This is a genomic window from Micromonospora sp. WMMB482 (genome assembly GCF_019038635.1).
Classification (GTDB): Bacteria; Actinomycetota; Actinomycetes; order Mycobacteriales; family Micromonosporaceae; genus Micromonospora; species Micromonospora marina.
Genome location: NZ_JAHOPD010000020.1, coordinates 2,026,361 through 2,052,076, shown reverse-complemented (window position 1 = coordinate 2,052,076; position 25,716 = coordinate 2,026,361). Strand labels below are relative to the sequence as shown.

22 protein-coding genes and 1 pseudogene are annotated in these 25,716 nt (G+C 67.1%); 10 read left to right on the top strand and 13 right to left on the bottom strand.

Annotated elements, in window-relative coordinates; genetic code table 11:
• Positions 1-15: 15 nt before the first annotated feature.
• The 3 genes from lexA to KSK32_RS10470 form a co-directional block, all read right to left on the bottom strand.
• Positions 16-666, bottom strand: coding sequence for a transcriptional repressor LexA (gene lexA / locus KSK32_RS10480; protein ID WP_216930766.1), 651 nt, complete (start codon positions 664-666; stop codon positions 16-18).
• A 34-nt stretch (positions 667-700) separates the two neighbouring features.
• Positions 701-1,099, bottom strand: coding sequence for an endonuclease domain-containing protein (locus KSK32_RS34930; protein ID WP_353939635.1), 399 nt, complete (start codon positions 1,097-1,099; stop codon positions 701-703).
• Positions 1,100-1,797: 698 nt separating this feature from the next.
• Positions 1,798-2,184: an Lsr2 family protein gene (locus KSK32_RS10470; protein ID WP_216930757.1), complete on the bottom strand. Its 387-nt coding sequence runs from the start codon at positions 2,182-2,184 to the stop codon at positions 1,798-1,800.
• Positions 2,185-3,154: 970 nt separating this feature from the next.
• Here KSK32_RS10470 and KSK32_RS10465 point away from each other — a divergent pair.
• From KSK32_RS10465 to KSK32_RS10450, 4 genes are read left to right on the top strand one after another with little or no spacing between them, the layout of a single operon-like run.
• Positions 3,155-4,648 carry a site-specific integrase gene (locus KSK32_RS10465; protein ID WP_254187774.1) on the top strand — a complete coding sequence of 498 codons (1,494 nt, stop codon included), beginning with the start codon at positions 3,155-3,157 and terminating at the stop codon, positions 4,646-4,648.
• A gap of 32 nt (positions 4,649-4,680) precedes the next feature.
• Positions 4,681-6,465 (top strand): hypothetical protein, encoded by a 1,785-nt coding sequence (locus KSK32_RS10460; RefSeq protein WP_216930753.1) that lies wholly within the window; start codon positions 4,681-4,683, stop codon positions 6,463-6,465.
• Positions 6,462-8,594 carry a hypothetical protein gene (locus KSK32_RS10455; RefSeq protein ID WP_216930751.1) on the top strand — a complete coding sequence of 711 codons (2,133 nt, stop codon included), beginning with the start codon at positions 6,462-6,464 and terminating at the stop codon, positions 8,592-8,594. Before KSK32_RS10460 ends, KSK32_RS10455 begins: the two co-directional genes overlap by 4 nt.
• On the top strand, positions 8,591-8,989 hold the full coding sequence (locus KSK32_RS10450) for a hypothetical protein (protein WP_216930749.1): 399 nt from the start codon (positions 8,591-8,593) through the stop codon (positions 8,987-8,989). The genes KSK32_RS10455 and KSK32_RS10450 overlap by 4 nt, the downstream gene beginning before the upstream one ends.
• 33 nt (positions 8,990-9,022) lie before the next feature.
• Here KSK32_RS10450 and KSK32_RS10445 read toward each other — a convergent pair whose 3' ends face one another.
• The 3 genes and pseudogenes from KSK32_RS10445 to KSK32_RS10435 form a co-directional block, all read right to left on the bottom strand.
• The gene (locus tag KSK32_RS10445) at positions 9,023-9,796 is read right to left on the bottom strand and encodes an Mrp/NBP35 family ATP-binding protein (protein ID WP_216930747.1); all 774 of its coding nucleotides are present in this window, start codon (positions 9,794-9,796) and stop codon (positions 9,023-9,025) included.
• A gap of 515 nt (positions 9,797-10,311) precedes the next feature.
• Complete coding sequence (locus tag KSK32_RS10440) at positions 10,312-10,740, bottom strand: hypothetical protein (RefSeq protein ID WP_254187003.1); 429 nt, start codon at positions 10,738-10,740, stop codon at positions 10,312-10,314.
• A 375-nt stretch (positions 10,741-11,115) separates the two neighbouring features.
• Positions 11,116-11,409, bottom strand: a pseudogene (locus KSK32_RS10435) (integrase core domain-containing protein); the annotation flags it as partial.
• Between the two features lie 44 nt (positions 11,410-11,453).
• Between KSK32_RS10435 and KSK32_RS10430 the strand changes: the two are divergent.
• Entirely contained in the window at positions 11,454-12,854 is a 1,401-nt protein-coding gene (locus KSK32_RS10430; protein WP_216927923.1) for an IS30 family transposase, read from the top strand.
• Here KSK32_RS10430 and KSK32_RS10425 read toward each other — a convergent pair.
• From KSK32_RS10425 to KSK32_RS10410, 4 genes are all read right to left on the bottom strand, one after another.
• The gene (locus KSK32_RS10425; RefSeq protein WP_216930745.1) at positions 12,751-13,437 is read right to left on the bottom strand and encodes a DDE-type integrase/transposase/recombinase; all 687 of its coding nucleotides are present in this window, start codon (positions 13,435-13,437) and stop codon (positions 12,751-12,753) included. The two genes, KSK32_RS10430 and KSK32_RS10425, sit on opposite strands and share 104 nt — an antisense overlap.
• Positions 13,434-13,742, bottom strand: a complete 309-nt coding sequence (locus KSK32_RS10420) for a transposase (RefSeq protein ID WP_216928307.1) — start codon at positions 13,740-13,742, stop codon at positions 13,434-13,436. The genes KSK32_RS10425 and KSK32_RS10420 overlap by 4 nt, the downstream gene beginning before the upstream one ends.
• A 49-nt stretch (positions 13,743-13,791) precedes the next feature.
• On the bottom strand, positions 13,792-14,640 hold the full coding sequence (gene xerC, locus KSK32_RS10415; protein ID WP_254187002.1) for a tyrosine recombinase XerC: 849 nt from the start codon (positions 14,638-14,640) through the stop codon (positions 13,792-13,794).
• A 499-nt stretch (positions 14,641-15,139) separates the two neighbouring features.
• Complete coding sequence (locus tag KSK32_RS10410) at positions 15,140-16,624, bottom strand: nucleoside triphosphate pyrophosphohydrolase family protein (protein ID WP_254187772.1); 1,485 nt, start codon at positions 16,622-16,624, stop codon at positions 15,140-15,142.
• 117 nt (positions 16,625-16,741) lie between these two features.
• On the opposite strand from KSK32_RS10410, the gene KSK32_RS10405 reads away from it, so the two are divergent.
• From KSK32_RS10405 to KSK32_RS10390, 4 genes are read left to right on the top strand one after another with little or no spacing between them, the layout of a single operon-like run.
• Positions 16,742-17,032: an acyl carrier protein gene (locus KSK32_RS10405; RefSeq protein ID WP_216930741.1), complete on the top strand. Its 291-nt coding sequence runs from the start codon at positions 16,742-16,744 to the stop codon at positions 17,030-17,032.
• Positions 17,029-17,445, top strand: coding sequence for a helix-turn-helix domain-containing protein (locus KSK32_RS10400; protein WP_216930739.1), 417 nt, complete (start codon positions 17,029-17,031; stop codon positions 17,443-17,445). Before KSK32_RS10405 ends, KSK32_RS10400 begins: the two co-directional genes overlap by 4 nt.
• Positions 17,442-18,389 carry an ImmA/IrrE family metallo-endopeptidase gene (locus KSK32_RS10395; protein ID WP_216930738.1) on the top strand — a complete coding sequence of 316 codons (948 nt, stop codon included), beginning with the start codon at positions 17,442-17,444 and terminating at the stop codon, positions 18,387-18,389. The genes KSK32_RS10400 and KSK32_RS10395 overlap by 4 nt, the downstream gene beginning before the upstream one ends.
• Positions 18,386-19,171, top strand: coding sequence for a hypothetical protein (locus tag KSK32_RS10390; RefSeq protein WP_216930736.1), 786 nt, complete (start codon positions 18,386-18,388; stop codon positions 19,169-19,171). Before KSK32_RS10395 ends, KSK32_RS10390 begins: the two co-directional genes overlap by 4 nt.
• A 19-nt stretch (positions 19,172-19,190) precedes the next feature.
• Here the strand turns inward: KSK32_RS10390 and KSK32_RS10385 are convergent, their stop codons facing one another.
• Positions 19,191-19,457, bottom strand: coding sequence for a hypothetical protein (locus tag KSK32_RS10385; protein ID WP_216930734.1), 267 nt, complete (start codon positions 19,455-19,457; stop codon positions 19,191-19,193).
• A gap of 60 nt (positions 19,458-19,517) precedes the next feature.
• Complete coding sequence (locus KSK32_RS10380) at positions 19,518-20,549, bottom strand: nucleotide kinase domain-containing protein (RefSeq protein WP_254187001.1); 1,032 nt, start codon at positions 20,547-20,549, stop codon at positions 19,518-19,520.
• Between the two features lie 52 nt (positions 20,550-20,601).
• Between KSK32_RS10380 and KSK32_RS10375 the strand changes: the two genes are divergently transcribed.
• Positions 20,602-20,895 (top strand): hypothetical protein, encoded by a 294-nt coding sequence (locus KSK32_RS10375; RefSeq protein ID WP_216930733.1) that lies wholly within the window; start codon positions 20,602-20,604, stop codon positions 20,893-20,895.
• 261 nt (positions 20,896-21,156) lie between these two features.
• Here KSK32_RS10375 and KSK32_RS10370 read toward each other — a convergent pair whose 3' ends face one another.
• Positions 21,157-25,443, bottom strand: coding sequence for an FG-GAP-like repeat-containing protein (locus KSK32_RS10370; protein WP_216930731.1), 4,287 nt, complete (start codon positions 25,441-25,443; stop codon positions 21,157-21,159).
• Between the last annotated feature and the right edge of the window lie 273 nt (positions 25,444-25,716).

Genomic DNA, 25,716 nt, shown 5'->3' with positions numbered 1-25,716 from the left:
CAACCGGAGGGCAACCTACGGGCGGTGAATCACGCAGATGACCTTGCCGAGGACCGTCGCTGTGTCGCCAGCAATGACCGGGCAGCGCGGGTTGCGGGGGACGAGTTCGACGTGGCCGTCGCGAATCCGGTACTGCTTGACAGTGGCCTCGTCGTCGATCAGAGCGGCGACAATGTCGCCGTTGTCAGCTACCGGCTGCTGCCGGACGACGATGACATCCCCGTGGGTGATCCCGGCCTCGATCATGGAGTCGCCGCGCACGTGCAGCGCGAACAGGGTGCCCCTACCGACCAACTCGGTCGGTAGGGAGAGGATCTCCTCGACGTGCTCCTCGGCCAGGATTGGCGTGCCGGCGGCGATAGCCCCCACGAGCGGGACAGCCGTCCCACGTTGGGCTGTCGACGCAGAGGGTATGCCCTCGCCGGCCAGTGGACGAGCGTCGACCGCGCGCGGTCCGCCCGGGGCTCGGCGGAGTAGACCGTGCCTTTCCAGGGTCTTCAGGTGGTGGGCCACCGACGAGGGCGAGCCGAGCCCGACGGCAGCGCCGATCTCCCGCACGGTCGGTGGGTAGCCGTGCCGGTCGACCCACGAACGGATCACCGCGAGGATCTGTCGCTGCCGGGGCGTTAGCCAGGGCGGATCAGCAAGCGCGTCGGGGACCGTCACCTTTCGAGAATACCCACCGGTTCGATCATTTGTGCTAATCGCCTGTCGTGTCGGGTGAAGAGCTCGGTCGTTCGCTTGCTCGGCCGCGTCGACGCCCGCGTCCGTACCTCGGGTCGAAGCCGAGCAGCGCGATGCGCAGGTCGTCGACGCTGCTGTGGCGCAACCTCTCCGGCTGTGGATAGGCAAGGTTCAAACCGGCTGCGGGCGGATGGTTGAGGTAATCGGCGAAGGCACACCCTGAAGCGTGCATGCAGAAGTCGATCTGGTTGTTGCACGGCAGGCACAGCAGACCGCGTACCCGGTTGGTGAGGTGGTCGTGATCAACCGACGTGCCCGGGCGGCTGCGGCAGGCATGGCAGGAACCGCCGAGCGTACCGGCGAGGACGGCGCGTACACGACCGAGCGGTGAGCGAGGCCCTGGTATCCAGGCCACTCCGCTCGGAGCGGGCACCGCTGTCGACCCCTTATCTGGCTCGGGTCGAGGTGCTCCCCGACGAGATGCACCATCCACCGCACGTTCCGCTCTCGCCGCATCCCGTTCGCGGCATCGGAGCCTCGACGGTGGTAGCCAGAACGGCTTTCCCACCAGTGGTACCGCACCTCGTGTTGGTAGCTGCCCGCCACCTCCTGCCGGCGTCGTCTACCAGCGCGGGCGGGAACACCATCTCGGCACAAGTGGTAGCGGCCGTCAGTGCCGAGCGCCGCAGTCATGGCGACCACCGGATCCACGCCGCGGGCTTCCGACAGACACGGCCCGGATGACCGCTCCTGGACCAGGTCGTCAACGCCCTCGTAGTCCAAACCGCCAAGCGTTCGCTCGTAAGCGAAGCGCCACAGCAGCGCATCACGCCGATGCTCCGGCAAGTCCGCCAGATGCGTGACGCGCCTTGCCTGCAACACCTACACCACCTGATCAGAGCAATTGAGACCCGTCGGCCAGCCACAGACGAACGCGTCGCCCGGACTGGGCCGACAGCGTGACAGCCCGTGGGGTCGGAGGCGATGGACGGCAGGAGAACGGACTCTTTCGTCTACCGCTGATCCCCAGCGATTGTCCGGTCCTGTAGGGGCTGCCAACGCGATCGACATGGAGATTGAGCGCAGCCGAACAGCCCTACGTTGATGGCAGGATTAGCGGCCAGCGTTCGAGTGGTACTCGTCGACGACGTTCTGCGGGATGCGGCCCCGATCGGAGACGTCCTTGCCGGCCCTCTTCGCCCAATCCCGGATGGCCTTGTTCTGCTCCTTGTCGGCAGCCGCGCCCCTACCGGCGCGGGCGGCGCGCCCCTCGCCGACGGCTGCCATCCCGCGGGCGGTCCTGCCTGCGCCTACGAAGCCGCCGCGGCCAACCTTGGTGCCGTTGGCGGTGTACGGCGCGAATACCTCGCGTAGATTCTTGGCGTTGGCCACGGACAGGTCGATCTCGTAGTTGACGCCGTCGAGGGCGAACCTGACGGTTTCGTCAGCATCCCCGCCGTCGAGGTCGTCGATCAGCTTGTGAATGACTTGCTTGGCCATGTCTTCGTTCCTCTCAGCCCCGAGCGGCGCGGGGAACAACCTGCACAGTAACGCGCCGCATGCTCGGCGCCAAAGTGGAAAGCGGCAATCAACCGGGCGGCAGCAGCACGGTGCCCGAGAGGGATTAGACAATCGCTCAAATTTCAGAACGCTAATTGTCATCAACGAGTGCGTGGCCGGCCACAATGAGTCTCCATCGACCCGCCCTGCCCGCCTCGGCCGTCGAGTCCACGTCGCTTCGGCCGTGCCCGGCCACTACGTCGTGAACCCTCAGTGCGACACCTACTCACCGTGTGTCTCCGAACCCAAATCTCGCGCGAAACCGCGACAGCAACGGGCGGCCCACGCTCGATGGTGCTCAGCCCTGAGCAGTCGTTGAGTAACCTGCGCTGGCGCTCGCAGCGCCGCTTCCGGCCGCGAAAAGGTCTGGAACAGGGGCCCGGACGTTTAGCTGGGATCGCCGAAGTAGCCCTCCTCCTCGCCGAGCAGCAACGGCACATCGGAGCCTGACAAGTCCGGGCGGACGCCTCGTATACCGAACTCGGTGACGCCAGCGACTGTGCTCGAAGGCCGTGTCGACGGCGATCTCCACCACCACGGCGGGGTCTACCTGGTCGTAGCGCGTCGGTTCCGGCCGGTCGAGCTGTCCGGACCACGATGCTGGCAGCGGCTGCGGCCACGGGTGCGCGACTGCGCCGTGGCGCAGAAAGGGCGGCGGTGAGAGCAACTCGGCCAGCGCGATCCGCTGATCTCTGCTCAGCGGGTGGGAGCGGCCGGTGTACCGCAGACGCTCACGCCGGTCGATCCGACCGAGCAGCACGGTTTCCGGGTCGCTGATGCTACCGGTCACCCCACCCACGATGGCTTCGGTGACCATCCGGGTGCGGAACTTAGCCGCGTCGGCCGGGCTCGTACCGGCCGGCCAGGCGTTTGCTGACCACGCCTTGTGCACACCCGGTCAGTGACCGGCATGATCACGGCCGTGTCGATTCCTGTTTGGCGTGTGCGGTTCACGCATGCTGAGTTGCCTGTGCCGTCGTCGCCGTTGCCGGGGATGGCGCGAGTTTGTGCGGACTGGCCAGGGTGGCTGGCGCAATCTGGTGTGGAGCCTGGGACGCCTTTCTTGGTGTCGCCCTCGTTCGAGTTCGACGTGGTGCTCAACGGCTTCTTCCAGGAGCCGGCGATGCGGGCGGCGGCGGCCACGACGCAGTCGGGGTACGCGCGGAACGTGGCGGCGTTCTTGTCGTTCTTGTGGTCGGCTCGGGGTGGGCGTTCGTGGCGGGATGCTACCGAGGATGATCATGTTGCCTATCTGGTGTGGCGTCGCCGGGACGCCGACGGGCCTCGGGTGGCTGGGGCGACCTGGGACCGAGAGGTCGCGGCGGTCAACCGGTTCTATCGGTGGGCGGTGCGCCGCGGCCATGTGCAGCACAACCCGGTACCTCAAGTCTCGCGCCGACCGACCGGACTCGGTACGGGGTGGGCCAGGGCCCGGACGTTGGATGAGCAGCGGCCAGCGACATATTCGCATGATGCGGCGCGGGAGAGGGTGCAGTGGCTGCCGCCGGAGTCGTATCGGCGGTGGCGCGACGTCGGGGTGCGGGGCTTCACCTCAGAAGGGTTGCCGGGGGCAGGGTTCCGCGGCCGGTGGGCTGGGCGCAACAGCGCGTTCTGCGATCTGATGGTTCGCACTGGGTTGCGGCTGTCGGAGCAGGCGGCGTTGACGGTGTTCGACGTTCCCCTGGGCCGCGGCGCCGGGGGCTACCAGCGGTTCTGGCTTGCCGAGGCAGTCGCGAAGGGCCGGTCCGCCCGGTGGATCTACGTCCCGTCGACAGTCGCCGTCGACTTGGGTTCGTATGCAGAGTGGGACCGCGTTGAGGTGATCGAGCAGGCTCAGGCGGCCGGTCGCTACGCGCTCTGGCGACGGCCGTGGGTGGTCGAAGACCCGGAGCGGCCGGAGGCGCGGCGCACCGGGTCAGGGCAGCGGGTGAACCTCGCGCATCTGGGACTACCAGAGCGGCGGCAGGTGCTTGTCGACGGGCCGCACGGCTTGGCGCCGGCATGGTTTTGGCTGGGCGAGACGGGTCTGCCGCTGTCGGTGTCCGCCTGGAAGGCGATGTTCGCGGAGGCGAACCGGCGCTGCGCCGTGGCGGGGTTGCCGCTGCGCTGCCATGCCCACATGCTGCGCCACACGTTCGCGGTGGTGACCCTCGAGCAATTGCAGCGTGGGCACATCGCAGCCTTGGCCGAGTTGGTGCCGCAGCAGCGCGAGCACTACACCCGGATCTTCGGCGACCCACTGGACTGGGTTCGGCGTCGGCTCGGTCACCGGTCGGCGGTCACTACACAGATTTATCTGCACGCACTGGCTGAGCTGGAGATGCATACCCGGATGACGCTGGTGCCAGACAGTTGGGACACCTCGCAGGAGGCCGCAGTGCATGATGCCGGAGTGGGGGCGTGACCCGCACGGGGCGCGGCAGCACCCGACCGGGGGTGAGCGCCGCGCTGCCCAGCGATACCTACGCGCCGACGTTGGTCCACCAGACGCACGGCGGCAGCCCAACGGTCGAGTTCGAGGGCGAAGACCACCGCCGCAGGACCTTCGATTTCGCGGAATGCCCACTGCCGGGCTGGCACAGCGTCCTGGCGCAGGTGCTGGCCCAGCGGGTCGGGGCGAGCGGGCAGCTGCGGACATCGTCGTCATCGCTGGCGGCATGGAACAACCTGCGCAAGTTCCTACGATTCCTCGCCGCCCTCGCCGACCCCCCGCAGCGCCCGTCGGAGTTGACCGTCGCGCACGTCAACGCCTTCACCGCCGGCGAGACCAACCGGCTGGGCACCGTTTATGGAGCCACCACCGCGGACCACGTCTGGCGGCTGCTCCGGCTGCAGCCTGCGGCGGGCATCGTCGATGAGACGGCCATCAACGCGCTGCGGATCCGCAGCGCCGGCACTCCGACCGACAACACTCCGGGTTACAGCGACCGGGAACTGGCCTCGGTCCTTCACGCCGCCCGCGGCGATACCGTGAAGCTGCTGGCCCGGCTACATGTAAATGCTGCGGAGGAAATGCTGCAGCGGTTCCAGACCAATGCGGAACGACTGACAAACGCTGAGCGGATGGAAGGATTGCGGCTGAGCGAGATGGCCGCCCTCGGTCTTGCCGCGCCTGACGGACAGGGACGCAACGGATTCTTTCAACGGCAGCGGCTGGCCGAGCCGTTGTTCGTTACGCGCCGCGACGTTGCGGCGCTGCTGGTCCTGCTCGTCGCGGTGACCGGCCGCAACGTCGAAACGATCAAGGAGCTGCCCGCGCAACATCGACTCCTCGACGGCAACGCGGTCGAGGTCCGGCTGACCAAACGCCGCAGCGGTGACGGAAAGTGGTTCCAGACCGCGACCTGGGAGATCGGCCCACCTGGCCGGGAATTACACCATCCGGGCGGCCTCTACCTGCTGTTGCACCAGATGATGGCCCGTGGCCGCGCTCTCAGCGCCGACCCGTCGTCGTTCTGGGCGGTCTGGCGCAACCTACGCCGCGGCCGCAACGCGACCGCCAACGAGATCAGCAATCCCTTCGCTGCGGCGCTGGCCGCAGGGATCGAGGTCCGCCAGTGGGGCATCGACCACCATGGCCTACGCGGTGATGACGAGCAACCGTTAGCGGTCACCTTCAAACGGTTGCGGACCAGCGTCGAAGTCCGCCGCACGAGAACGCTCGGAGGGCACCTGCCCTCAGCGGCGCGGTCGAACACCGCGGCGGTGCTGTTCCGCAACTATCTACGGGCCGACCCGGTGGCCCGTGAGTGGGCGCAGGAGGTGACCGGCGAAGCCATCGGCGCCGCGGAACGCGCTGCCCTGGACGCCCACCGGCAGAGTCTTGCCCGCCCGAGCGCCCCCGCCGTCGCGCAGGAGCCCTCGACGCACAGGACATCCGCGGCCAGCCAGGAAGGGCCATGGTCGGACTGCAAAGACCCCGCCGAGCATCCGGCGACCGGACGGATCTGCCGGGCATCGTTTCTCGACTGCTTCCACTGCGGGAACTGCCTGATCGACCGCAGCCACCTGCCACGGCTGGTGGCGCTGCTCGCCGAGCTCGACCAGCGCCGACAGCTGATGACCGAGGAGCAGTGGTGGGCGCGCTACGGGCCTGCCTGGGCCGCGATCCGCACCGACGTCCTGCCTCGTTTCACCCCAGCCGAGGTCGCGCGCGCCCGACGAACGCCGGTCCCGCCGGCCATGCTCGACCTTACCGATGAACCGTGGGAACGCCCGTGACCTCTCCCGCCCCACTTCCCGGCAACACCCCGCACCCACCGATCCGGCAACACGAGTGGCAGGACCGGCCGGTGCTGGCCGGCCGGCCGCTGCGACCGGGCCACCGGCTGCAGGACACCTCACGGTTCGGTGAGGACGTCTGGGACCTCACGCCAGGGATCTTCCAGCAACAGCAGCGGGCGGTGGTGCTCAACTTCGCCCAGGTTCCTGCCGGCTACCGCACGCCGGTCAAGGAACTCTGTTTTGTCATGCTCAGCGACGACCTGCCGCCGAACGAGACCCGGCCGAAGATCACTTCGATTCGCCGGCACCTGGTCGACCTCAAACGCTTCACCCAATGGCTGGCCACCCAACCTGAACGGCCCGGTCGAGCACTGCATGAGCTGACCACGGACGATCTAGCGGCCTACGCCATCCACATGAGCACAGTCATCGACAGCGGCGCTACACGGGAGGTGGCTGAAGTCGCGGTGAGGCTACTCTGGCGCTTCCGCACCGTGTTACCCACCGACCGGCTCGCCCTCGATCCCCTCGACGCCGACGGGTGGGGCAACAGCAAACGGCGCCAGGCGGAGAACACGACGCCGCGGATCCCCGAGGACGTAATGGGACCATTGCTGACCTGGTGCCTGCGGTTCGTTGACGACTTCGCATCCGACATCATCGCCGCCCGCGCGCACTGGCACGAGCACCGCAACCCGCCACGACGCACGCGGCTGGCCCGCACAGCCGTCCAAGCACAGCTTCGCGCAATCCTGGACCGCTATCGAAGCTCGGGCCAGCCGTTGCCCGGCCACGCGGGGAAGATCAACTACACCGCGCTGGCCGCTGAGATCGGCTGCAGCCCACAAGCTCTCCAGCAGCCCGCGAACAAGGACCGCGTTGACGCCGCCGCGGTCCGCAACGGCGTCACCTCCTCACCGCCGCTGCCCGTCGCGATCACCGCGCAGCTCGACGGCCAACCCTGGCTGCCCTACATCGGCCGATCGACGAAGGACCCCCATGGCGCCGTGCCCCTGGCGATCCTGCTGCAGACCGCCTGCTACATCACCATCGCCTACCTGTCCGGGATGCGCGACAGCGAACTCAAGCACCTACGCCGCAACTGCGTGCACGTCCACCGCGACAGCACCGGCGCCCCCTACCGATGGACGATCACCAGCCTGGCGTTTAAAGGTGAATCCGATCCGGCAGGCGCCACCGCCAACTGGGTCATCGGCGCCGCCGCCGCACGCGCCGTCGAGGTCCTCGAACGCCTTCAGCCTGTCAGCGCTGACGCACTGTTCCGCACCGTCGCGGGCAACGTCGACGAAGCCAAGCCCAGCGGCGCCCAACACGTCGGCCGCACCAACGACCTGATCAACCAATTCGCCACCTGGATCAACACCTACTGCCACGACCACGGACGCACCGACACCATCCCAGCGATGCTCGCAGGGCAACGGCTGCAGACCAGGCAGTTCCGCCGCACCCTGGCCTGGCACATCGCCCGCCGCCCCGGCGGCGCGATCGCCGGAGCCATCCAATACCGCCACCTGAGCATCCAGATGTTCGAGGGCTACGCCGGCACCTCTGACTCTGGGTTCCGCGCCGAAGTCGAAGCCGAACAAGCCCTCGCCCGCGGCGAACATCTGCTCGCCATGACCACCGGCCACGACCACCCCGAACTGACCGGCCCTGCCGCAGCCGAAGCCAACCGCCGCATCACCCAGTTCCGAGACGCAACACAGAATGTGAACCATGCTGATCCGCTGCACGGCACCACGTTCGCGGGCTCCGTCGTCACCGACCACGCCCGCTTGAAGCGGCTCATGCAGCGCCGCGACCCGCACATCTACCCCGGCGACTACAGCACCTGCGTCTTCGACGCTGCCAAGGCCATGTGTCACCCCCAGCCGGACCTGCGCGGCACCACCCGCCCGGCCCAGGCCAGCTGCCAGCCCCTCGACTGCCGGAACACCGCGCTGACCCCCGACAACCGGGATGCGCTACAAGCCGAAGTCGGGAACATCGCAGCGGAGCTCAACCGACAACCGCTGCTGCCGCCGCTCCTGCATCATCGGCTCACCGCCCGACGCGACAGAATCGCCACGTTCCTCGCCCGCCACAATCCCGCCGAGGCCCCATGACCCAGCCATCTACGATCACCGAAGACGACGTCCGCACCGCACTGAACGAACTACGCGAGGACGCCGCCACCGGCGGCGTCCGACTCAGCGTCCTTGCCCTTTCCCGGCGCCTCGGGCTGCCCAACACCACGCTACGCCGCCGGTTCCCCACCATCTGCGCCGAACTGGCGACCGACTTAGCCGCACCAGGCCAAGCAGCACACACCGCCGGCAGCACCGCCCTGACAAGTCTGCGGCAAGAGAACGTCCGCCTCCGACGTGACAACGAAAACCTCGCCGCCAACCTCGAAGTGGCAATCGCGAACATCCAGCGGCTCACCCTGCAGGCTCATGACCTCGCAGAGGCCCTCGAACATGCCCGCGGCGTTACGCGCCTGCCCCGGCGATCTCACTAACGGCCGGCATCCCGATGGCGCGTCGCCAGCTAATCACGCTGCGATATGCGCCGCCACAGCCGTGAGGACAGGGGCGAGATCGGCAGGATCGATCGCCGCGTCCGGTCGAAACGGAAGCCGCGCGAGCCGTTCGACGCCACTGGCCCAAATGGTGCGCTCGTCGGGTGCTGGCGCATGCAGTTCAGTCTTTTCGCCGCAGCAGGGGCACGTGAAGTAAGCCATATTTTCCACCCCACCCAGCACCGGCGTCCGCACCTCACGCAGCGTGCTCAAGGCACGGCTCGTGTCCAAATGGGAGACCTCCGCCGGCGTCACCACTAGGATCGTCGTCACCCTCCCAGCGCCGGAAAGCACGCCCTGCTGCGTGAAGCTGATTCCGGGCGGCAGGTCCACCACGAGCACCTCGACATCGCCCCAGTCAGTTTCTTTGATCAGCCGGCCAAGCATGAGGTCGCTAAGGTCCGACCCGAGCGCGAGTCCCTGGTTGCCGGCCATGAGGAAGCCCGCGGACGCGACCTTGAGGCCGTCAACCTCCATCGCTTCCAACCCAGAGCCGCCTCGGCCCCCGCCCGCCCACCGCGCGAGAGTAATTGTCTTGGCCGGCACGTCGCGGCGCAGGCCGAGCATGCGCGGCACGTCGGGACCGGCGATATCAGCGTCCACCAGTCCAGCCTTGCGGCCGGATCGAGCCAGTTCGCGTCCGATCGCTACCGCAACACTGGACTTGCCAACTCCGCCTTTACCGCTGGCCACGGCGATGATCGGCAGTTGCGTCTGCCTTGGTCCGGAGAAGCTTGGTGCGTTCATGCAACGACCGTACTAAACCAATCGCCACCCGAGCGGCCGAGCGCGGCCCGATCCGTGGTCAGGTGGTCAATTGCAAACCGTGACTACAACACGCCTTCGATGCCGGCCACGGTCCAGTGCAGCTGCCAGCCCGACACCTGCCGCCAGCCCCCACCACGCCGACCGTCGGTGCCGCTCATTTCCGCCCCCCCCCACACTATCGTGGGAGAGACGTGGGCCGCCTCGGGCGGAGATCCGCGACAACGCATGCGCCAGCGAGGGGTCGCAGCACGCTCGACGCTGGCCGGGCAGGGAGGAAGAACGGGGATCACCCCGCGACGTGCAGTCCCCTCGGGTCTGCCCCTGCGGTCCGTGCTCAATCGCTGCTGGTGACAGGTGTCCGGTCCGCTCGAAGTTGGCCACTGCCTGTGCGGCTGATCTAGGGCGGGACAAGTCTGTCCGGACGGCCTCGGAAAAGACCGTCCGGACGAACCTGGCCAATTCTGTGGTGCCGCCGCTCCTGCGACCGGCGCTGCTCAGCGCGCCAGCACACGCAGGTGCCGACGCTGAATCTCACCGGCGGCGACGAGCGTGGTTTCCCCGACTTCGATCCAGTTCCGCCAATACGCGGCGCCACGGTGGTTTTCCCCCAGACAGGAGCAGGTGCACTCGTCGTGCTCGGCACGCTGGCATCGTCTGTCGCACCGCTCGGCGGTCCGGAAGTCCATCACGACGTCGACGTGGCCGAAACGGCCGGCCAGCCCGTCGATCAGGTCTTGCAGGTGGGTCCGGGCGATTGCCCACACGCCTTTGCCCTGATGTTCGGGCCGGATCAACTCACCCAGGTGGTTATGAAGCCAGCCGCGATTGCTGCCACCGTCATAGGGCATCTTTGTCAGGATGCGCCCGCTGATCGGCCGATATACACAGGGCAGGGGGTAGCCATCCGGCGGGTTGCCATCCATGCGTTGACAGTTATCACACTGCGGCATCCTGCGCCCATGAGGTTGGCCTCCGCCGCTTCGATCGGGCACCGCGCGCAGCATCCCGGCACCGCACCGGTGGCCACCTTCAAGCGGACGTGGCCACGCCGCTGGCCACCTTCAAGCGGACTGGCCAACTACGCCCGGACTGGACAACAGGCGTGCTAGCAGATCCGGCCATGATCAGGGGGTTATCCACAGGCATCGGAGTTATCCACAGCGCATGGCCCTGGCGCTAGCGAGCGGTCGGGTCGGCGGCGAACCTGAACAGGTCGACGAGGTCACCGCTCGGCTGCTGGCCACGGCCACGCGCAGGTGGAGCAGCGGGTCTGCTGCACCGATAGGTGACAGGTTCAGTCACGCGGCCTGACTGGCCGGTGGGGTCATGATGGTCTCGTACTCGATGGGGGTCAACCGGGACAGGGATCGTTGGCGTCGGCGGCGGTGGTAGGTCCGCTCGATCCAGGTCACGATCGCGGTCCTCAGCTGCTGCCGGGTCGTCCAGGTTCGGCGGTCGAGGACGTTGTTCTGCAGCAGGCCGAAGAAGGATTCCATGGCAGCGTTGTCGCCGGCGGCGCCGACCCTGCCCATCGACCCGGTCATGTTGTGCTGGTTGAGGGCGTGGACGAATTTCCGGCTTCGGAATTGGGCGGATTCAACCGGTCCTCGCAACACCTCGTCGGAGAGGTGAAGCGATGGCTTATGGGCCGGGGCAGAAACGGGTTCGGGAGTATCGGGGGCAGATACCTTCGCCGGGACGGCCGACAGTGGCGTGGCGTCAGGACCGGGTCAAGTTCTGGGCTGCGATCCGTTCCGGTGTGATGACCGAGGACGCGGCCGCGGTGGCGGGTGTGTCGTCTCCGGTGGCCTTCCGGTGGTTCCGGCACGCTGGCGGCGTGAATCCTGCGTTGCCGCCGACGGTGTCGGGCCGCTATCTGTCGTTCAGCGAACGAGAGGACATCGCCCTGGCGCGAGCGCAGGGCTTGGGCGTGCGTGCGATCGCACGCCAGCTCGGGCGGGACCCGTCGACGATCTCGCGGGAGTTACGGCGCAACGCCTCGACCCGGACCTACCGGTTGGACTACAAGGCCACGACCGCGCAGTGGCATGCGGAACGCCGAGCCCGCCGGCCGAAGACCGCGAAGCTGCTGGCCAATGACCAGCTGCGAGAGTACGTCCAGCAACGGCTTGCCGGCGCGATCCGGACCCCGGACGGTCGACCGGTCACCGGCCCGCAGGGCCCGCAGTGGAAGGGCCGCAACAAGCCCCACCGGGCCGATCGGGCATGGACAACCGGGTGGAGCCCGGAGCAGATCTCCCGCAGGCTCAGGGCCGAGTTCCCGGAGGATGAGTCCATGCGCATCAGCCACGAGGCGATCTACCAGGCGCTCTATGTCCAGAGCCGGGGCGCCCTCAAGCGAGAACTCGTCACCTGCTTGCGGACCGGCCGGGCGCTTCGTGTTCCCCGAGCCCGCGCGAAGCAACGCGCGTGGGCCCACGTCACCAGCGGCACCCTGATCAGTGAACGGCCCGCCGAAGTCGCGGACCGGGCTGTCCCTGGGCACTGGGAAGGAGATCTGATCATCGGGTTGCAGCGCTCCGCGATCGGGACACTGGTCGAGCGGACCACGAGGTTCACGCTGCTGGTCCACCTGCCTCGTGAGGCCGGCTGGGGCGTGATCCCGCGGACGAAGAACGGCCCCGCCCTCGCCGGATACGGGGCTATCACGATGAGCAAAGCCCTCGCCGAGACGATCACCCAACTACCCGAACAACTGCGCCGGTCACTGACCTGGGACCGCGGCAAAGAGCTGTCCGCGCACGCACGCTTCACGGTCGAGACCGGCGTGCCGGTGTTCTTCGCCGACCCCCACAGCCCCTGGCAACGCGGCACCAACGAGAACACCAACGGCCTGCTGCGGCAGTACTTCCCGAAAGGCACCGACCTGTCCCGATGGAGCGCCGACGAGATCAACGCCGTCGCCCACGCCCTCAACAGCCGACCCCGGAAAACCCTCGACTGGAAGACACCAGCCGAAGCCCTCGATCAACACCTACAATCGCTCCAACAAGCTGGTGTTGCGAGGACCGGTTGAATCCGCCTTGCGATCCGCGGTCGGTGTGCAGCACGCAGCCGGCCACGTCACCGCGGCGTGCTGCGGCGTTGTGCATGGCGTTGACGGCCAGGCGAGACTTCATCCGTGAGTTGATGGAGTAGCCGACGATCCGGTGGGACCACACGTCCTTGATCGCGCACAGGTAGAGCTTGCCCTCGCCGGTTCGGTGTTCGGTGATGTCGGCCAGCCACAACCGGTTCGGGCCGTGGGCGGTGAAGTCGCGGCGTACCAGATCGTCGTGCACTGGCGGACCGACCTTGCCGCCCTTGCCCCGGCGCTTGCGCTTGCTGAACGCGCTCCACCAGCCCATGTGGGAGCAGATCTTCCAGGCGGTGCGTTCGACCATCGGCTGGCCGGCAGTGCGGGCCTCGTCGGCCAGGAACCGGTAGCCGAACTCCGGGTCGTCGCGATGGGCGTCGAACAACGCGTTCGTCCGATACGCCGCCACCAGTTCGGCGTCTGTGACACGGCGGGCAAGCCACCGGTAGTAGGGCTGACGAGCGATGGTCAATACCCGGCACGTCACCGCCACGGGGACCCCGTCGGCGGCCAGCTCGCTCACGAGCGGGTAGAGCCTTTTCCCGGCAGATGCGCCTGCGACAGGTAAGCCGCGGCCCGGCGCAGGACCTCGTTCTCCTGCTCCAGCAGCTTGATCCGCTTACGGGCCTCACGCAGCTCGGCTGACTCGCCGCCGCTGACACCCGGTCTGGTTCCGGCGTCGACGTCAGCCTGGCGCATCCACTTGAACAACGTCATCGGGTGGACTCCGAAGTCCTTGGCGATCTGCTCGACCGTCACGCCCGGATCGCGGTCACGGGCCACCCGCACGACATCGTCGCGGAACTCTCGGGGATAGGGCTTGGGCACAGCGACATCCTTCCAGCTCGCCGTCAGGGCAAGCCATCTCAGATGTCACCTATCGGTGCAGCAGACCCGTTTTCATGTCCGCGCCGGCGGCGTGGGCGAGGGTGGCGGCGCCGTGGCGAAGGTCGTGCAGGCGGATCGGTGGTAGTCCGGCCCGGTCAACGAGGAGGCGGAGGCGTTGGGTGAGGTAGCCGGGGTGCAGGGGCAGTCCGTCGGGGCCGGTGAACACGTACCCGCCGTCGTGGCACACCTTCCCGGCGGCGACGCGTCGGTCGCGCCGTTCTTGTTGGCGGGTGAGGTGCTGCCGCAGCACCTGCACAGTGTGCTGGTCGAGGGCGACGGTGCGGCGGCTGGCGGTGGACTTGGGTGGTCCTTCGATGACGTCATACCCGGCGGTGGTCCGCTGCCGTACCACGGCGAGGTGCCCTTCGTGCAGGTCGACGTCGGCCCACCGTAGGCCGGCGGCCTCACCGCGGCGCAGGCCGCGCAGGGCGATCAGCCACCACAGCGGGTAGAGGGTGTCGTCGCGGACGTAGTCCAGGAACGCGGCCAGCTGCGCCGCGGTCCACACCGCGACCGTGGGCCGCGTCCCCGTGGCCTTCCACTCGGCGACCCGCGCCTCGGTCCAGACGAGGGTCTGCGGGCGGTCCCGGGCGGGCAGTTCCACCCGGCGGGCCGGATTGTCGCTGATCAGTCCCTCGCGGACGGCGGCGTTCAGGGCCGCCCGCAGGGTGGTGTGTACGTGGTGCAGGGTGCAGGCCGTCTGTAGTTGTCCGGCCCGGTTGTGGGTGACGGCGATCTGCGCGAACGCGGCGTTGAGCTGCCGTCCGGTCAGATCGCCGAGGATGAGCTGCCCGAGATGCGGGATCAGGAATGTTTCTACGTCCCGGGTGTAGTGCATCCGCGTTGTCGCGCGGATGCGGGTTCGGGTCGACAGCCAGTAACGCAGCCACCGAGCGACGGTCCACGACCGGCCCGCCTGCTCTTCCCGTGACAGCGCGAGCAACTCATCGCGCGCCTGCTGGGCCGCCTCCGGTGACGGGAAGCCACCCCGACGCACCCGCTCGACCTGACCCACAAGGTTCCGGGTGGAGCAGTGGAAGTACCAGCTCCCGTGGTTGGGCTCCGGCAGCCTAGCGCACGCTTTGCCCAGCGGCCGGCTGGTCGCCGGGTTGAGGCAACCACACCGCTTTATGACTGCACCCTGGCTATTCATGTTTCTCGTCCCTTCGTTTGGCGTAGGCAGCAGCAGCACCTTGCCGCAGAAAGAGCGGGAGATTGTAGTTATTGAGAGTGATTTGTCGGCATGTGCTAGACCTATTTGATAAGGAGGAAGTGCCTCAGGCGTGTGTTGTGGCCTCGGGGGCCAGGGCAACCGCTCACGAATCTGATTCGGGTTTCTACCTGACACGTGCGATGCCGTGCCACGCAGATGCGAATCGATCAAACAGGTTGGGATGCAGGCCTTTCAGGGCCGCGACGAGGTGTGCGGATCGGTCTGCGAGAGCGGCGGCGTGGCCGGCTCGGATGGGTGGCGGTGCCAACCGGTCGAGATTGGTGCAGCATCGGTCTAGGGCTGCGAATGTGTTCTCGATGGAGTCGACCAGGTCGGCGATCGGCTGGTGCTCGTCAGTGTCGAGGCATGAGAGATCGGCTGCGGCGAGGAGGCGTTCGAGGCCGTCGGTGCCGTCGCTCCAGAGGACTCCGTCGTCTCGCGCGGGAAGGATCTCCGGAAAGAGGGCAGGGTCGGTGTCCGCGAGAAATGTCTGGTACTTCAGCGCATACACGTAGAGATCGACCACGGTGTCGAGAGCGCTCTCGTCTGTGGTGGATGAGGCGGTGGCGGCGACGTGGGGAAGTCGGTCGACCTTGCGGGCGATGTTGGCCAGGATCGAGATCAGTTCCCCGCGACGCTTCCACGAGTTGCCGTAGGCGGCGTCCTTCTCGCGATGCAGACGGGTGACGACGTCCTTGAACTCGCGGGCGTTGGGGCCGTCTTCGCTGGGCGTGGTCTGGGCATCAGGTTCGGCCACAGTCAGGGTCTGGGTGTCGAGGTCGAGGTCAACGGTGCCGCCGCCTAGCCGGCGGAGGGCGCGCCAGGCGGTGAAGCCGGTGAGGATGGCTTTCTCCCAGTCGGCGGCGCGGTGGGCGCCGACTTCGAGGTGGGCGACCATGCCGTGGATGACGTCGAGCAGTTCGTTGTCGACGTGGTCCTTGCCGTCGAGGTACTGGTGTCGGCTGGCGTAGGAGAAGACGAGGGCCGAGATGCCCTCCTCGATGGCGATGGCGCGCCCGCCGTCCTCGGCTTCGTCGGTCTCGGGGTTGCTGCGGCGCTTGCGTTTGAGCAGGGATCGCATGACGGGGGACCAGCCGAGCACGGCGGCGTAGGCGAGATGGAAGATGTCGTGGAAGCAGTACCCGTCGGCGATGTGGGACGCGTTGGTGATCGGGTCGCCTACCGTGGCGCCGTCGAGGGTGAGGACCGAGGTCTCGCGGCCGTTCGGACCTTTGGTCAGGGTGAAGACGAACTGGGCGCGTCGAGGAAGTTGTTCGTGGTCGTCGTGGCCCGTGTCGAACGGGATGGCTTCTGCGGGGGTGTGCCGCCAGCGATCGGTGATCTTGCTGAGGTTCGCCGTGGCGATGTCGTCGAGGTCGAGCCCGAGGTGATGGGCCGCGGCGGAGACGTACCAGAGCACGTCGCCGAGCTCCTCACGCATTCGTACGCGGAACGCCGGGTCGGCCGGCCCGTCGCGCAGATGCTTCTTGTAGTGGGTCAGGACCGTGCCGGTCTCTCCCGCGAGACCGAACAGCGCAACGGCGAGAGCGTTCTGGCCGGTCTGGGGTGCCTGGACGGTCTTGATCGCCGAGCGCTGGTACGCCTTCATCTCCACGCGCGATCCCCTCCTGTCGATGGTGGAATTTCCGACATCGAGTCCGAGTATCGCACAGACGTGGTATCCTCCACCATGATGGCGGATTTTCCGACATGATCGGGGAGGGTCGTGCAGCACACAGCTAGTCCGACGGTCGAGGCGATCGTTGATGTGGTCATCCGACTGTTGGCCGAGGAGTGCGGGCAGTCCGAGGGGGATGTGCGCGACGCTCTCGAGGAGCAGGGCTGGGAGATGCCGATCGACTCGCTTCGCATCGTCGAGATCTTGGTGAAGGTGGAAGACGAGTTCGGCGTCGAGGTGCCGGCAGATGTCGACTCCGCGCGGTCAACACGGTCGGTGCGTGCGTTCGCGGAGGTCGTCCGTCTCGCCTGCGCCGTTGAGGAACGGAGCAAGTCATGAAGACGGAATCAAGGCCGGAGACAGGGCGCTCCGGCGAGTGGGGGGTCCTCGGCGAGCGTCTGAAGGACGTTCGGGAGTACCTCAACTTCACTCAACAGTGGGTGTCCGAGCAGACCGGGATACCGCGAACCGCCATCGGCGAGATCGAGCGTGGCAGTCGGCGGGTCGACAGCTTTGAGTTGAAGAAACTCGCGCGGCTGTATCGCTATCCGATCAGCTACTTTCTGGACGAGGACCTCGACGCGGTCCCCGCCGAACACGCCGTGATCGGCTTGGCCCGCCGGTTGACCAACCTCAAGCAGGAGGACCGCGATCAGGTCATGAAGTTCGCGGCGTTTCTTGAGCTGTCCTACCAGGCGGACGCGGAGGACGACGACCGAACCAACCCGGACAACCGTGGAGCCGCATCATGAACTGGTTGATGGCTCACCGAGTCGCGGGGATCGCCGCGGCCAATCTGCGCCGCCGGCTCGGGCTCTCCGAGGATGAGTACGTCGACGCCTTCGGGGCCCTCGAACTGTCGGGCCTGATGGTCATGGGCCAGGACATGCCGAACCTGTTCGGTGCATTTGTCCCACCGCAGCCAGGTCGGCACGGTGGCATCCTGCTCAACAGCAGGATGAGCGAGGCGACGATCCGTCACTCGGCCGCCCACGAACTCGGCCACGCGGAGATGGGTCACGGCAACTGCGTGGCCGAGGGCCTCGACCCTTTCGCCTCCTCGCGAGGCACGCAGTGGTCCGATGAGGAGAAGCAGGCCGAGGCGTTCGCGGCGTGGTTCCTGATGCCCATCCCCGCCGTCAAGACGGCCCTCATCCGGCTCGGCCTCGACGTGCCGCGGGAGGCCATGGACGCCTACCAGCTGTCGCTGCACCTGGGCACGTCATACCGCGGCACGGTGCGCCACCTCGGGAGTCTCCGGATGATTCCACCAGGCGTTGGCAGCGATTGGGCGGGTGTCCCGCCAGCACGGATGCGTGCCCAGCTCTGCGGTCGTCGTCGAGATCTCCCGGCTCGGGTGTGGGATCTGACTGGCCTGACGGAGGGCTGCCGTCTGCCAATCGATCGCGGCGATCGCCTCATCGTCCGCGCGCCGTGGCTCGGTTCGTCCCCGACCTTCACCGGTCCCGTCGGGGTCACGATGCGCGTCGAGCCGCAGACGGTCGCGCCGGGAGAGGGAGCAGAGTTCGACATCGTCGACGACATCGCCACTGAATCAACGCTCACACTGACATCCGACAGCGGTTCGGAACAGTGGTCAGTCACCCTGATGGCGACACCGCCATCGCGTGAGGGTCTCATCGCGAGTCGACGAGCGCCACTCATGATCGGGCCGGCCGTGAGGGCGGGGCGATGACGATCATCACCGTGCAAGCCCCGGATGTCTCCGCCGCGTGGCTGTCCGCCGCAGCGCAGCTTGACGCCCAGCCCCGCCGGGAGGCATTCCACGCGGTCGTGCACATCGACGACCCGGTGGCCGAGAACGCTGAGACCAGGACGGCGGTCGACGAGATTCTGCGGAGGGGGAATCTGCAGACCATCGAGACGGTCGCGAACACCATCTTTCCGGTAGGCATCGCCGCCTCGAGCCAGAACCATGCCGAACTCGTCGAGCGGTACCTTCGGATCCTGCCGGTCTTGCGGAGGTTTCCCAAGAACGAGCGGGGTGCCACCTACTTCAGCCGACTGATCCACTACCCCACCAAGAACGGCCCGTTCGATCAGATCGGCGCCGTCATCGACCGAGTCGGAATCGAACGCCGCACGCCAGGCCCGAGACGAGCCCGGTATGAGGTCGGCATCGCCGGCGGGGACGACTCCGAGACCAACGCCAGTCAGATCTACGTTCCTGGGACCGATAACAGCCCCATGGCGTTCCCGTGTCTGAGCCACTGTTCGTTCCAGTTCGACAAGAACGATCGGCTGCACCTACTTGCGACCTATCGCAGCCAGTACCTGCTCGAGCGCGGGTACGGCAACTACCTCGGCCTCGGTCGGCTTCTCGCCTACGTTGCCCAGCAGACAAACCTCCAGGTCGGTCAGCTCACCGTCGTGGCCGGGCTCGTCCGCTTGGAGAATCCAGTCCTGCCGGTCCGGGCCATCATCAAACAGTTCACGCCGAGCGTGTCCGTCCGGTAAGGCGTCCGGACAGTCGCGCTCACGCCGGTCGGTGAGCCATCGCAGCATCGAGGGCGTTTCGGACCGCAGGGTCGTCCAGCACCGCGAGACAATCTTCCGCGTACGTGGAGAAGCTAGTGAGCATCGCCGTCACCTGGGGGTCGACGCCGCGGGCCGCGAGGTCAGTGCTCTCGATGTGAAGGTCGCGGTAGATGCGGGCACCCAGGCTGTCCAGCGCCGTCGCGAGGGCCGTCACGGCGTGGGCGTACGGCGGGTCAGCCGGGGTCGGCAAGTTCTGCGGCATCATGCGCTCCTTGAGCAGAAAAGATAGACGTTCCGGCGGGATCTGTGGCGTCGGGCGGCGGCGTCACTGATCGAGCCGACCGTTGATGCCCCACTTCGGTGGAAACCACGCAGTCAGGGCTTCTGGTTCGAGGGCGTAGCGGTAGGACTGCTTGATCCGAGTGCGCCCGCTGATTCCGGCAACGTCGGGGTGGGCGACACGGGCATACTTGTCGACCTCGCAAAACAGGTTCTGGCAGTCGATCAGCTGCAGCCGCCGGCCACCGAGCGTGTCGAACGTCAGGCCTAGCCGCGACCAGTGCTCCTCCTGCGTGTCCGCGACGTAGCGGATGATGTCCCGCTCGATGCCGTGAGCGGCGGGCCCGAAACACTTCCGGATGCCGTCGCGCGCTCCGGGGCCGGCAACCACGAAATCCATCTCGTCGAAGCCGAGGGTGGACGTGTAGTTCAGGTCGATAAGGAGCTGATAGGCGAGAAAATCGCCGAAGGCGGGTAGTGCCCGCAAGATGCTGAAGGCCTCGCGCATGCTTTCGGCCGACTGGAGGCGCTCGGGCACACCGCTGGTCATCATCGCTTCAATGAGCCGCAGATGGTTGCGATGCTTGCGAGCCTCGCCGAACTGCGGCGGCGGGATCACATAGGCAGCCGAGTACAGTCGCTGACCCGCCGTGAAGGCCTCCGTCAGGAGCCTGTCGTAGTCGGCGAACCGGTAGTCCCGCCAAGACGGGGGTCCGAGACCGGCGCCTAGGATGCGCCAGGTCGAGATCCGGTTGAACAGCTTAAACAGGGCCGTCCGGAAGAAGACCTCTTCCCACGCCTGGTCGCCTGTGTAGATCACGTCTCGGATCAGGTACTGGCTCACGCGGTCGGCAGCGCGGTAGCAGTTCGTGAAGCGGTGCTGGCCCAGGATTGGATCGGTGGTCCACGGTGCCGGGGCCCCTCGAAGCCGCGCCAGGTAGATGCTCTGCCGCGCGACCGCAAAGCGCCAGTACGTGTCGAAAACCGCGGTCGGCTGCAGCAGGCGGCCTGCCACGATGACCTCTCGACCACCTGCTGGTGGAAGCTCTCGCTCGTGCTCGAGTACGGCCTGCCTCATATAGCTACTATATATTAAATAAACTTCTGATGGGTAGAGAGCGAGGTGACGCGTGGATCTGCTGAAAGACTCGCCACGTCGGACGACCTCAGTGCAGTGGCCCGCTGAGGTAGATGATCATCTGGATCTGCTCGTCGCGCTGGTGGCAGCTGAAGGAGTCCCGGTCAGCCGGGCCCAGCTGTTGTCGGCCCTAGTTGCCGACGCGCACCTCAACGGCGAGGCTCTTTCCCAGATCGTTCGCCGATACCTGGGTGGCCTGCAAGTTGGCGACCTGGCTGCGGCGGCCCCGCCGTCCGACGACCTGCCCGCCTCGCCACGGCGCGGCCGGCGGCGGTCAGCGGCGTGACCGTGTCCCCCTGCTTCGCGGCTGGCGGTTGGGTCGGTTCGTGCGGGCTTTCTCCTTGAGCTGCTTGCGGGTTCGGCGGGCTGCGGCGAGGACGAGGCGGGCCGACGAACCGTGGGGTTCGGATCTGCCCGTTCGGGTTGTCCGTGGGCGGGTTGGTGGATGGCAGGGAATCGGTCGAGGGGTGGCCGCGTGTTCGGCGGTCCACCCCTCGATCGTCTGGCCGTCCCCGATCTCATCGGGCGTGCCGGGTTTGAAGTTCAGTTAGAAGATGAGGTCGAATGCTGACCAGTTGGATCCGATGATGGTGTAGCTGGGTTTGAATCGGCCGGTGCCGTTGCCTTGGTAGAGGTAGAGGTCGCCGGTGGGGCTGTAGCGGCCGATGACGTCGGTGTTGCCGTCCATGTTGAAGTCGCCGACGGAGAAGATGTGGTTGAAGCTGCCCCAGTTGAAGCCGACGGTGGTGTAGCCGGAGATGATCCGTCCGCTGCCGCTTCCTCGGTAGAGGTAGAGGTCTTTGGTGGTTTTGATGCGGGCGATGATGTCGGGGTGGCCGTCGCCGTCGAAGTCGCCGGGGGAGAAGATTTTGTCGAATGCGGCGAAGCTGGAGCTGATGACGGTGGAGCCGCTTTGGACTCGTCCGTCGCCGAGGCCTTGGTAGAGGTAGAGCTCCTTGGTGGTGCTGTGGCGGGCGATGATGTCGGCGTCTCCGTCGCTGTCGAAGTCGCCGGGGGAGAAGATGGTGTCGAAGGCGGCCATGCTGGAGGTGATGACGGTGTACCCGGTTTTGAAGTTTCCTCTTCCGGTGCCTCGGTAGAGGTAGAGCTCTTTGGTGGGGGTGTAGCGGGCGATGACGTCGGTGATGCCGTCGCCGTCGAAGTCGCCGGGGGAGAAGATGATGTCGAATCCTGACCAGGCGGATCCGATGGTGGTGTAGCTGGGGTTGAACATGGCTCCGTTGCCCTTGTAGAGGAAGATGTTCTTGTTCGGGCTGTAGCGGGCCATGACATCGGGGTAGCCGTCGCTGTTGAAGTCGCGTTGAGGGCCGGCTGGGATGGGTTGGGCAGGGCTGACGTTGCTCTTCCAGGCGAGGGTTTCGCTGATCTGGCCCTGGAGGTAGCCGGTGTAGCTGGCTGTTCCGTTTTTGTGCGCGCCGATGCGGAGTGGGCCGGTGGCGTTCCATCCGTTGGGGTGGACTGCGGTGGCGACGTTGACGTCGTTGACGTAGAGGCCGAGTCGTCCGGATGTGCTCTGGTAGGAGATGGTGAGGCGGGTCCAGACGCCGATTTGGACACTGCCGGCCGCGGCTGCGGCGGTGTCCCAGGTTGCGGTGGTGGCGTCGGTGCGGGGCATGCCGACTCGCCAGCTGGCGTCGGAGGCTTCGGCCCAGAGCCTGAATCCTGCGGTGTTGACGCCGTCCTGGGAGATGACGGTGCCGCCGGTGGCGTTGGGTTTGACCCAGACGTTGAGGGTGTAGTCGGCGTTGGTGGCAACGGCCGGCCCGGCGGTGGTGAGGGTGCTGTTGGTGCCGTCGAGGGTGACGTTGGGGCTGAAGACGTCGCCGCTGTTCCACGCGGCGTTGCCCGCCCCGGTGGCGGGCAGGGTGCTGACGTCGTCGGTGGCGACGTTGCTGCCACTGACGGGTCCGCCGTCGGCGTTGTTGAAGGGCCAGGCGTGATCGGCAGTGATCAACGTTCGGTTGGTGGAGGCGGTGATGACTCCGACGTCGGTGGTGAGGCCGGTGACGAGCCATGGTGTCACCGTGCCGGACGCGTCGATGCTCCAAAGGTCCCCGGTGCCGTCGCCGTCGATGTCACCGCCCTGCAGGGTCAGGGACTTACCCGCGTTCCAGCTGCCGTTGAGCAGGTGCTGGGTGTAGTGCAGGGTGTAGGTGCCGTCGTTGTCGTAGCGCAGGTTGTTCCAGAGGTAGAGCTTGCCGGTGGTGGCCTGCCAGAGGAACAGGCTGGTGCCGGTGGGGGTCTGGGCGGAGGTGATGGTCCAGGTGTTCCAGTCGTAGCCGTCGGTCGGGGTGGCTTGGGCGGCGAGGGTGTCGACCTGCCCGTAGCCGCCGATACCGTCGAAGTTGGGGTAGTAGTTCAGGTAGTAGCCGTTGGCGTCGCCGGCGATGCCGATCAGGTCGGGGTAGGCGAGGCCGCGACCGTGGCCGGCATTGACGAGCTGTACTGGGTTGAGGCCCTGGTTGTCGATGAACGTGCCGGCGTTGATGCCGGTGTAGGTGCCGTCGAGTTGTGCCTGGATGGTGGAGCCGTCGCCATTGCCCCGCAGGATGACCGCTTCCCCGGCGTGCGTGCCGGTGGGGTAGTAGGCGAGGACGTCCTGCAAGCCTTGGCCGCCGAAGCGTCCGGACAGGATCTGCGCGCCGTTGAAGTCGGTCGGGCGTCCGGTCAGGAACACACCGTTGCCCTTGGCACCGATGTTGGTGCCGATTCGGTTGACGCCGGAGATTCCGGCCCCGGCGCCGAGCCACAGGCCTGGTGCGAGGCTGTTCTTGGCGCCGGCGGTGACCAGATCGGCGTTGCCGTCACCGGTGAAGTCACCGTCTGCGGCGAAGGCCGCCGGTGTCGAGTTGAAGGTGACCACGGCGTTGTCGCCGATGTTGCCGCCGGGGGACAGGCTGGTGACGGTCAGCGAGTTAGTGAAGCGAGTCGGGGTGATGTTGATGGTGAGACTGCCGTTGGTGGCGGGCAGGTTGCTGGGTGGGCCGGCGTTGAGCTGGTACAGGTAACCACTCGGCGTCGTTCCGGTGGTCGGCGGCGAGATGGTGATGGGAAAGGACTTGCCGATCTGGGTGCTGCCCTCGGCGGGGGTGGGCAGGTCCGGGGCGCCGGTGCGGGTGGGGTCGAACTTGAAGCTGCAGGTGCTCGACCATTCGCTGGTCTGGTTGAAGTCGGTGGCTTGGGCGCGCCAGGAGAACTGGGTGATGGCTCCGCCCGCCGAGGCGCGCAGCGTGTCGACGCTGACCTTGCGTACGGCGGTGGACCCGGAGCCGTACGTGAGCAGATTGGGGTCGGAGGTGACGAGGATGGTCCCGGGTGCGCTGGTCTTCCACAGCTCGAACCGGACGCCGAGGACCCCGCCGTTGCGGTCGGACACCGGCGCGTACAGCGTCACGTTGCCGTCGCCGATGGTGACGAGGGTGGTGCAGGAGGTGGCGGGGGAGGTGGTCAGGCCTGAGGGCTTGTTCGGCTTGTGGTTGTAGGTGATGGCCAGGGTGGGGCTGGTCTCGAGGAACTCTTTCCAGCCGAAGGTGTCGGTTTCGTCGTTGGCGCGTAGCGCGAACGTCTGGAGCTTCTTGCCTGCCGACACGTTGGCCTGGATGGTGCTCTTGACGTCGAAGGAGACGCCGTTGGCGGGGCAGGAGGAGTTGTAGCCGTAGGCGACGGTCTGGTGACTGACGACGGAGCCGAGGCTCTGCCCGCTCCAGTAGTTCCAGGTGGCGTTCGACGCCGTCAGTGTCGTGGCGGGGGCGTAGAGGTCGACCCTGCGGGCGTTGCACGAGTAGGCGTACGTTTCGGTGATCTTGAGTGTGGCGGTGTTGATGGTGGCCCCGGCCAGCACCGAGGTGGAGATCGGGAAGTTGATGAACGTGCGGGACAGGATCGACCCGGCGTTGCCGACCTGCATGCGTCCGTACGGGTCGGGTGTCTTCTTCCAGTAGTTCGTGCTCGGGTACTGCTTGGCCACCGTGGTCCAGCCGTCATTGTCCGAGCCGGACGACGACCAGGTGAACGTGGGATCGATGAACACCGGGTATACCGTTTTCGGTCCGGTGAGCAGTGTCTTGTCCGGGGTCAGGCGGATCTTGCCGCGGGTGAGGGCGGTGCGGATCCGCGCGGTCCGCGCCGTCGGTGCGGGTCCGGCGCTGGTCGAGGTGGCATGGCTGCCACCGCGTTGTCCGGCTGCGGCCGCCTTGCTGGTCGCGGACGGGGCCGCGGTGGTGGAGTCCCACATCAGCGGTGCCGGAGCGGTCAGCACGACCTGCCGGTTGCGGTCGGTGCCGGTGATGTTGCCGGCGTTGTCCGTGGACAGGGTGATGCCGGTGGTCTTCGTGCCCATGGACAGGTTGGCCAACGCCGGGTTGGCGGCTGCTTCGGGTGTGTGAACGACGAAGACCTCGGAGAACGCGCCTCGGGCGTCGGCGGTGACCTGCAGATCCACATCGGGCAGCACGTTCGCGTAGGTGGCGGTCGGGCCGGACACCGTCGGTTCGGGCAACGGCATCGGAGCCGTTAGCGACATCGACAAGCCCGAGTCGCCGATCGTGGCCAGCGGGCCGCTGCCGCCCCCGGACAGGCGCACCTGGCCGTAGCCGACGGCCGAGGACCAGGTGCCGTCGCTGTTGCGCACCAGCGTCGCGTCCAGCGGTTGCCACGTCTCGCCGACCCGCTTGCGCTGCGGCAGAGCCGAGCGGCTGACGGTGACCGTGCCGTCCGGGTTCGCGGTCACGATGTCCGTCGAGGAGGCCGCACCTGTGGCCTCGACCGGCTTGCCCGATGTACGCGCCTGCGCCACGGCTTGGTCGACCGTCAACCGCCCCGACGTCGCCGGCTGCGGTGGAGCCGGAAAGGGGGGCTCATCCGCCACCGCCGGTGTGACCGCCGCCGTCATGAGCAGGCCTGCTGCGGCCAGCACCGATATCGCGCGTGCGCGCGCGGTGCGGCCAGGAGTCGTGAGCATTCAGTCAACCGCCTTTGTTCCCCGTCGGGATCCTGTGCTTGTCGGAGGCCGACCTTAGGCGTCCTCGTGGCGGCGGGGGAACCAGTTGATCGAGGCAAATTGCGGCGTTGTCGATGGGTGATGTCC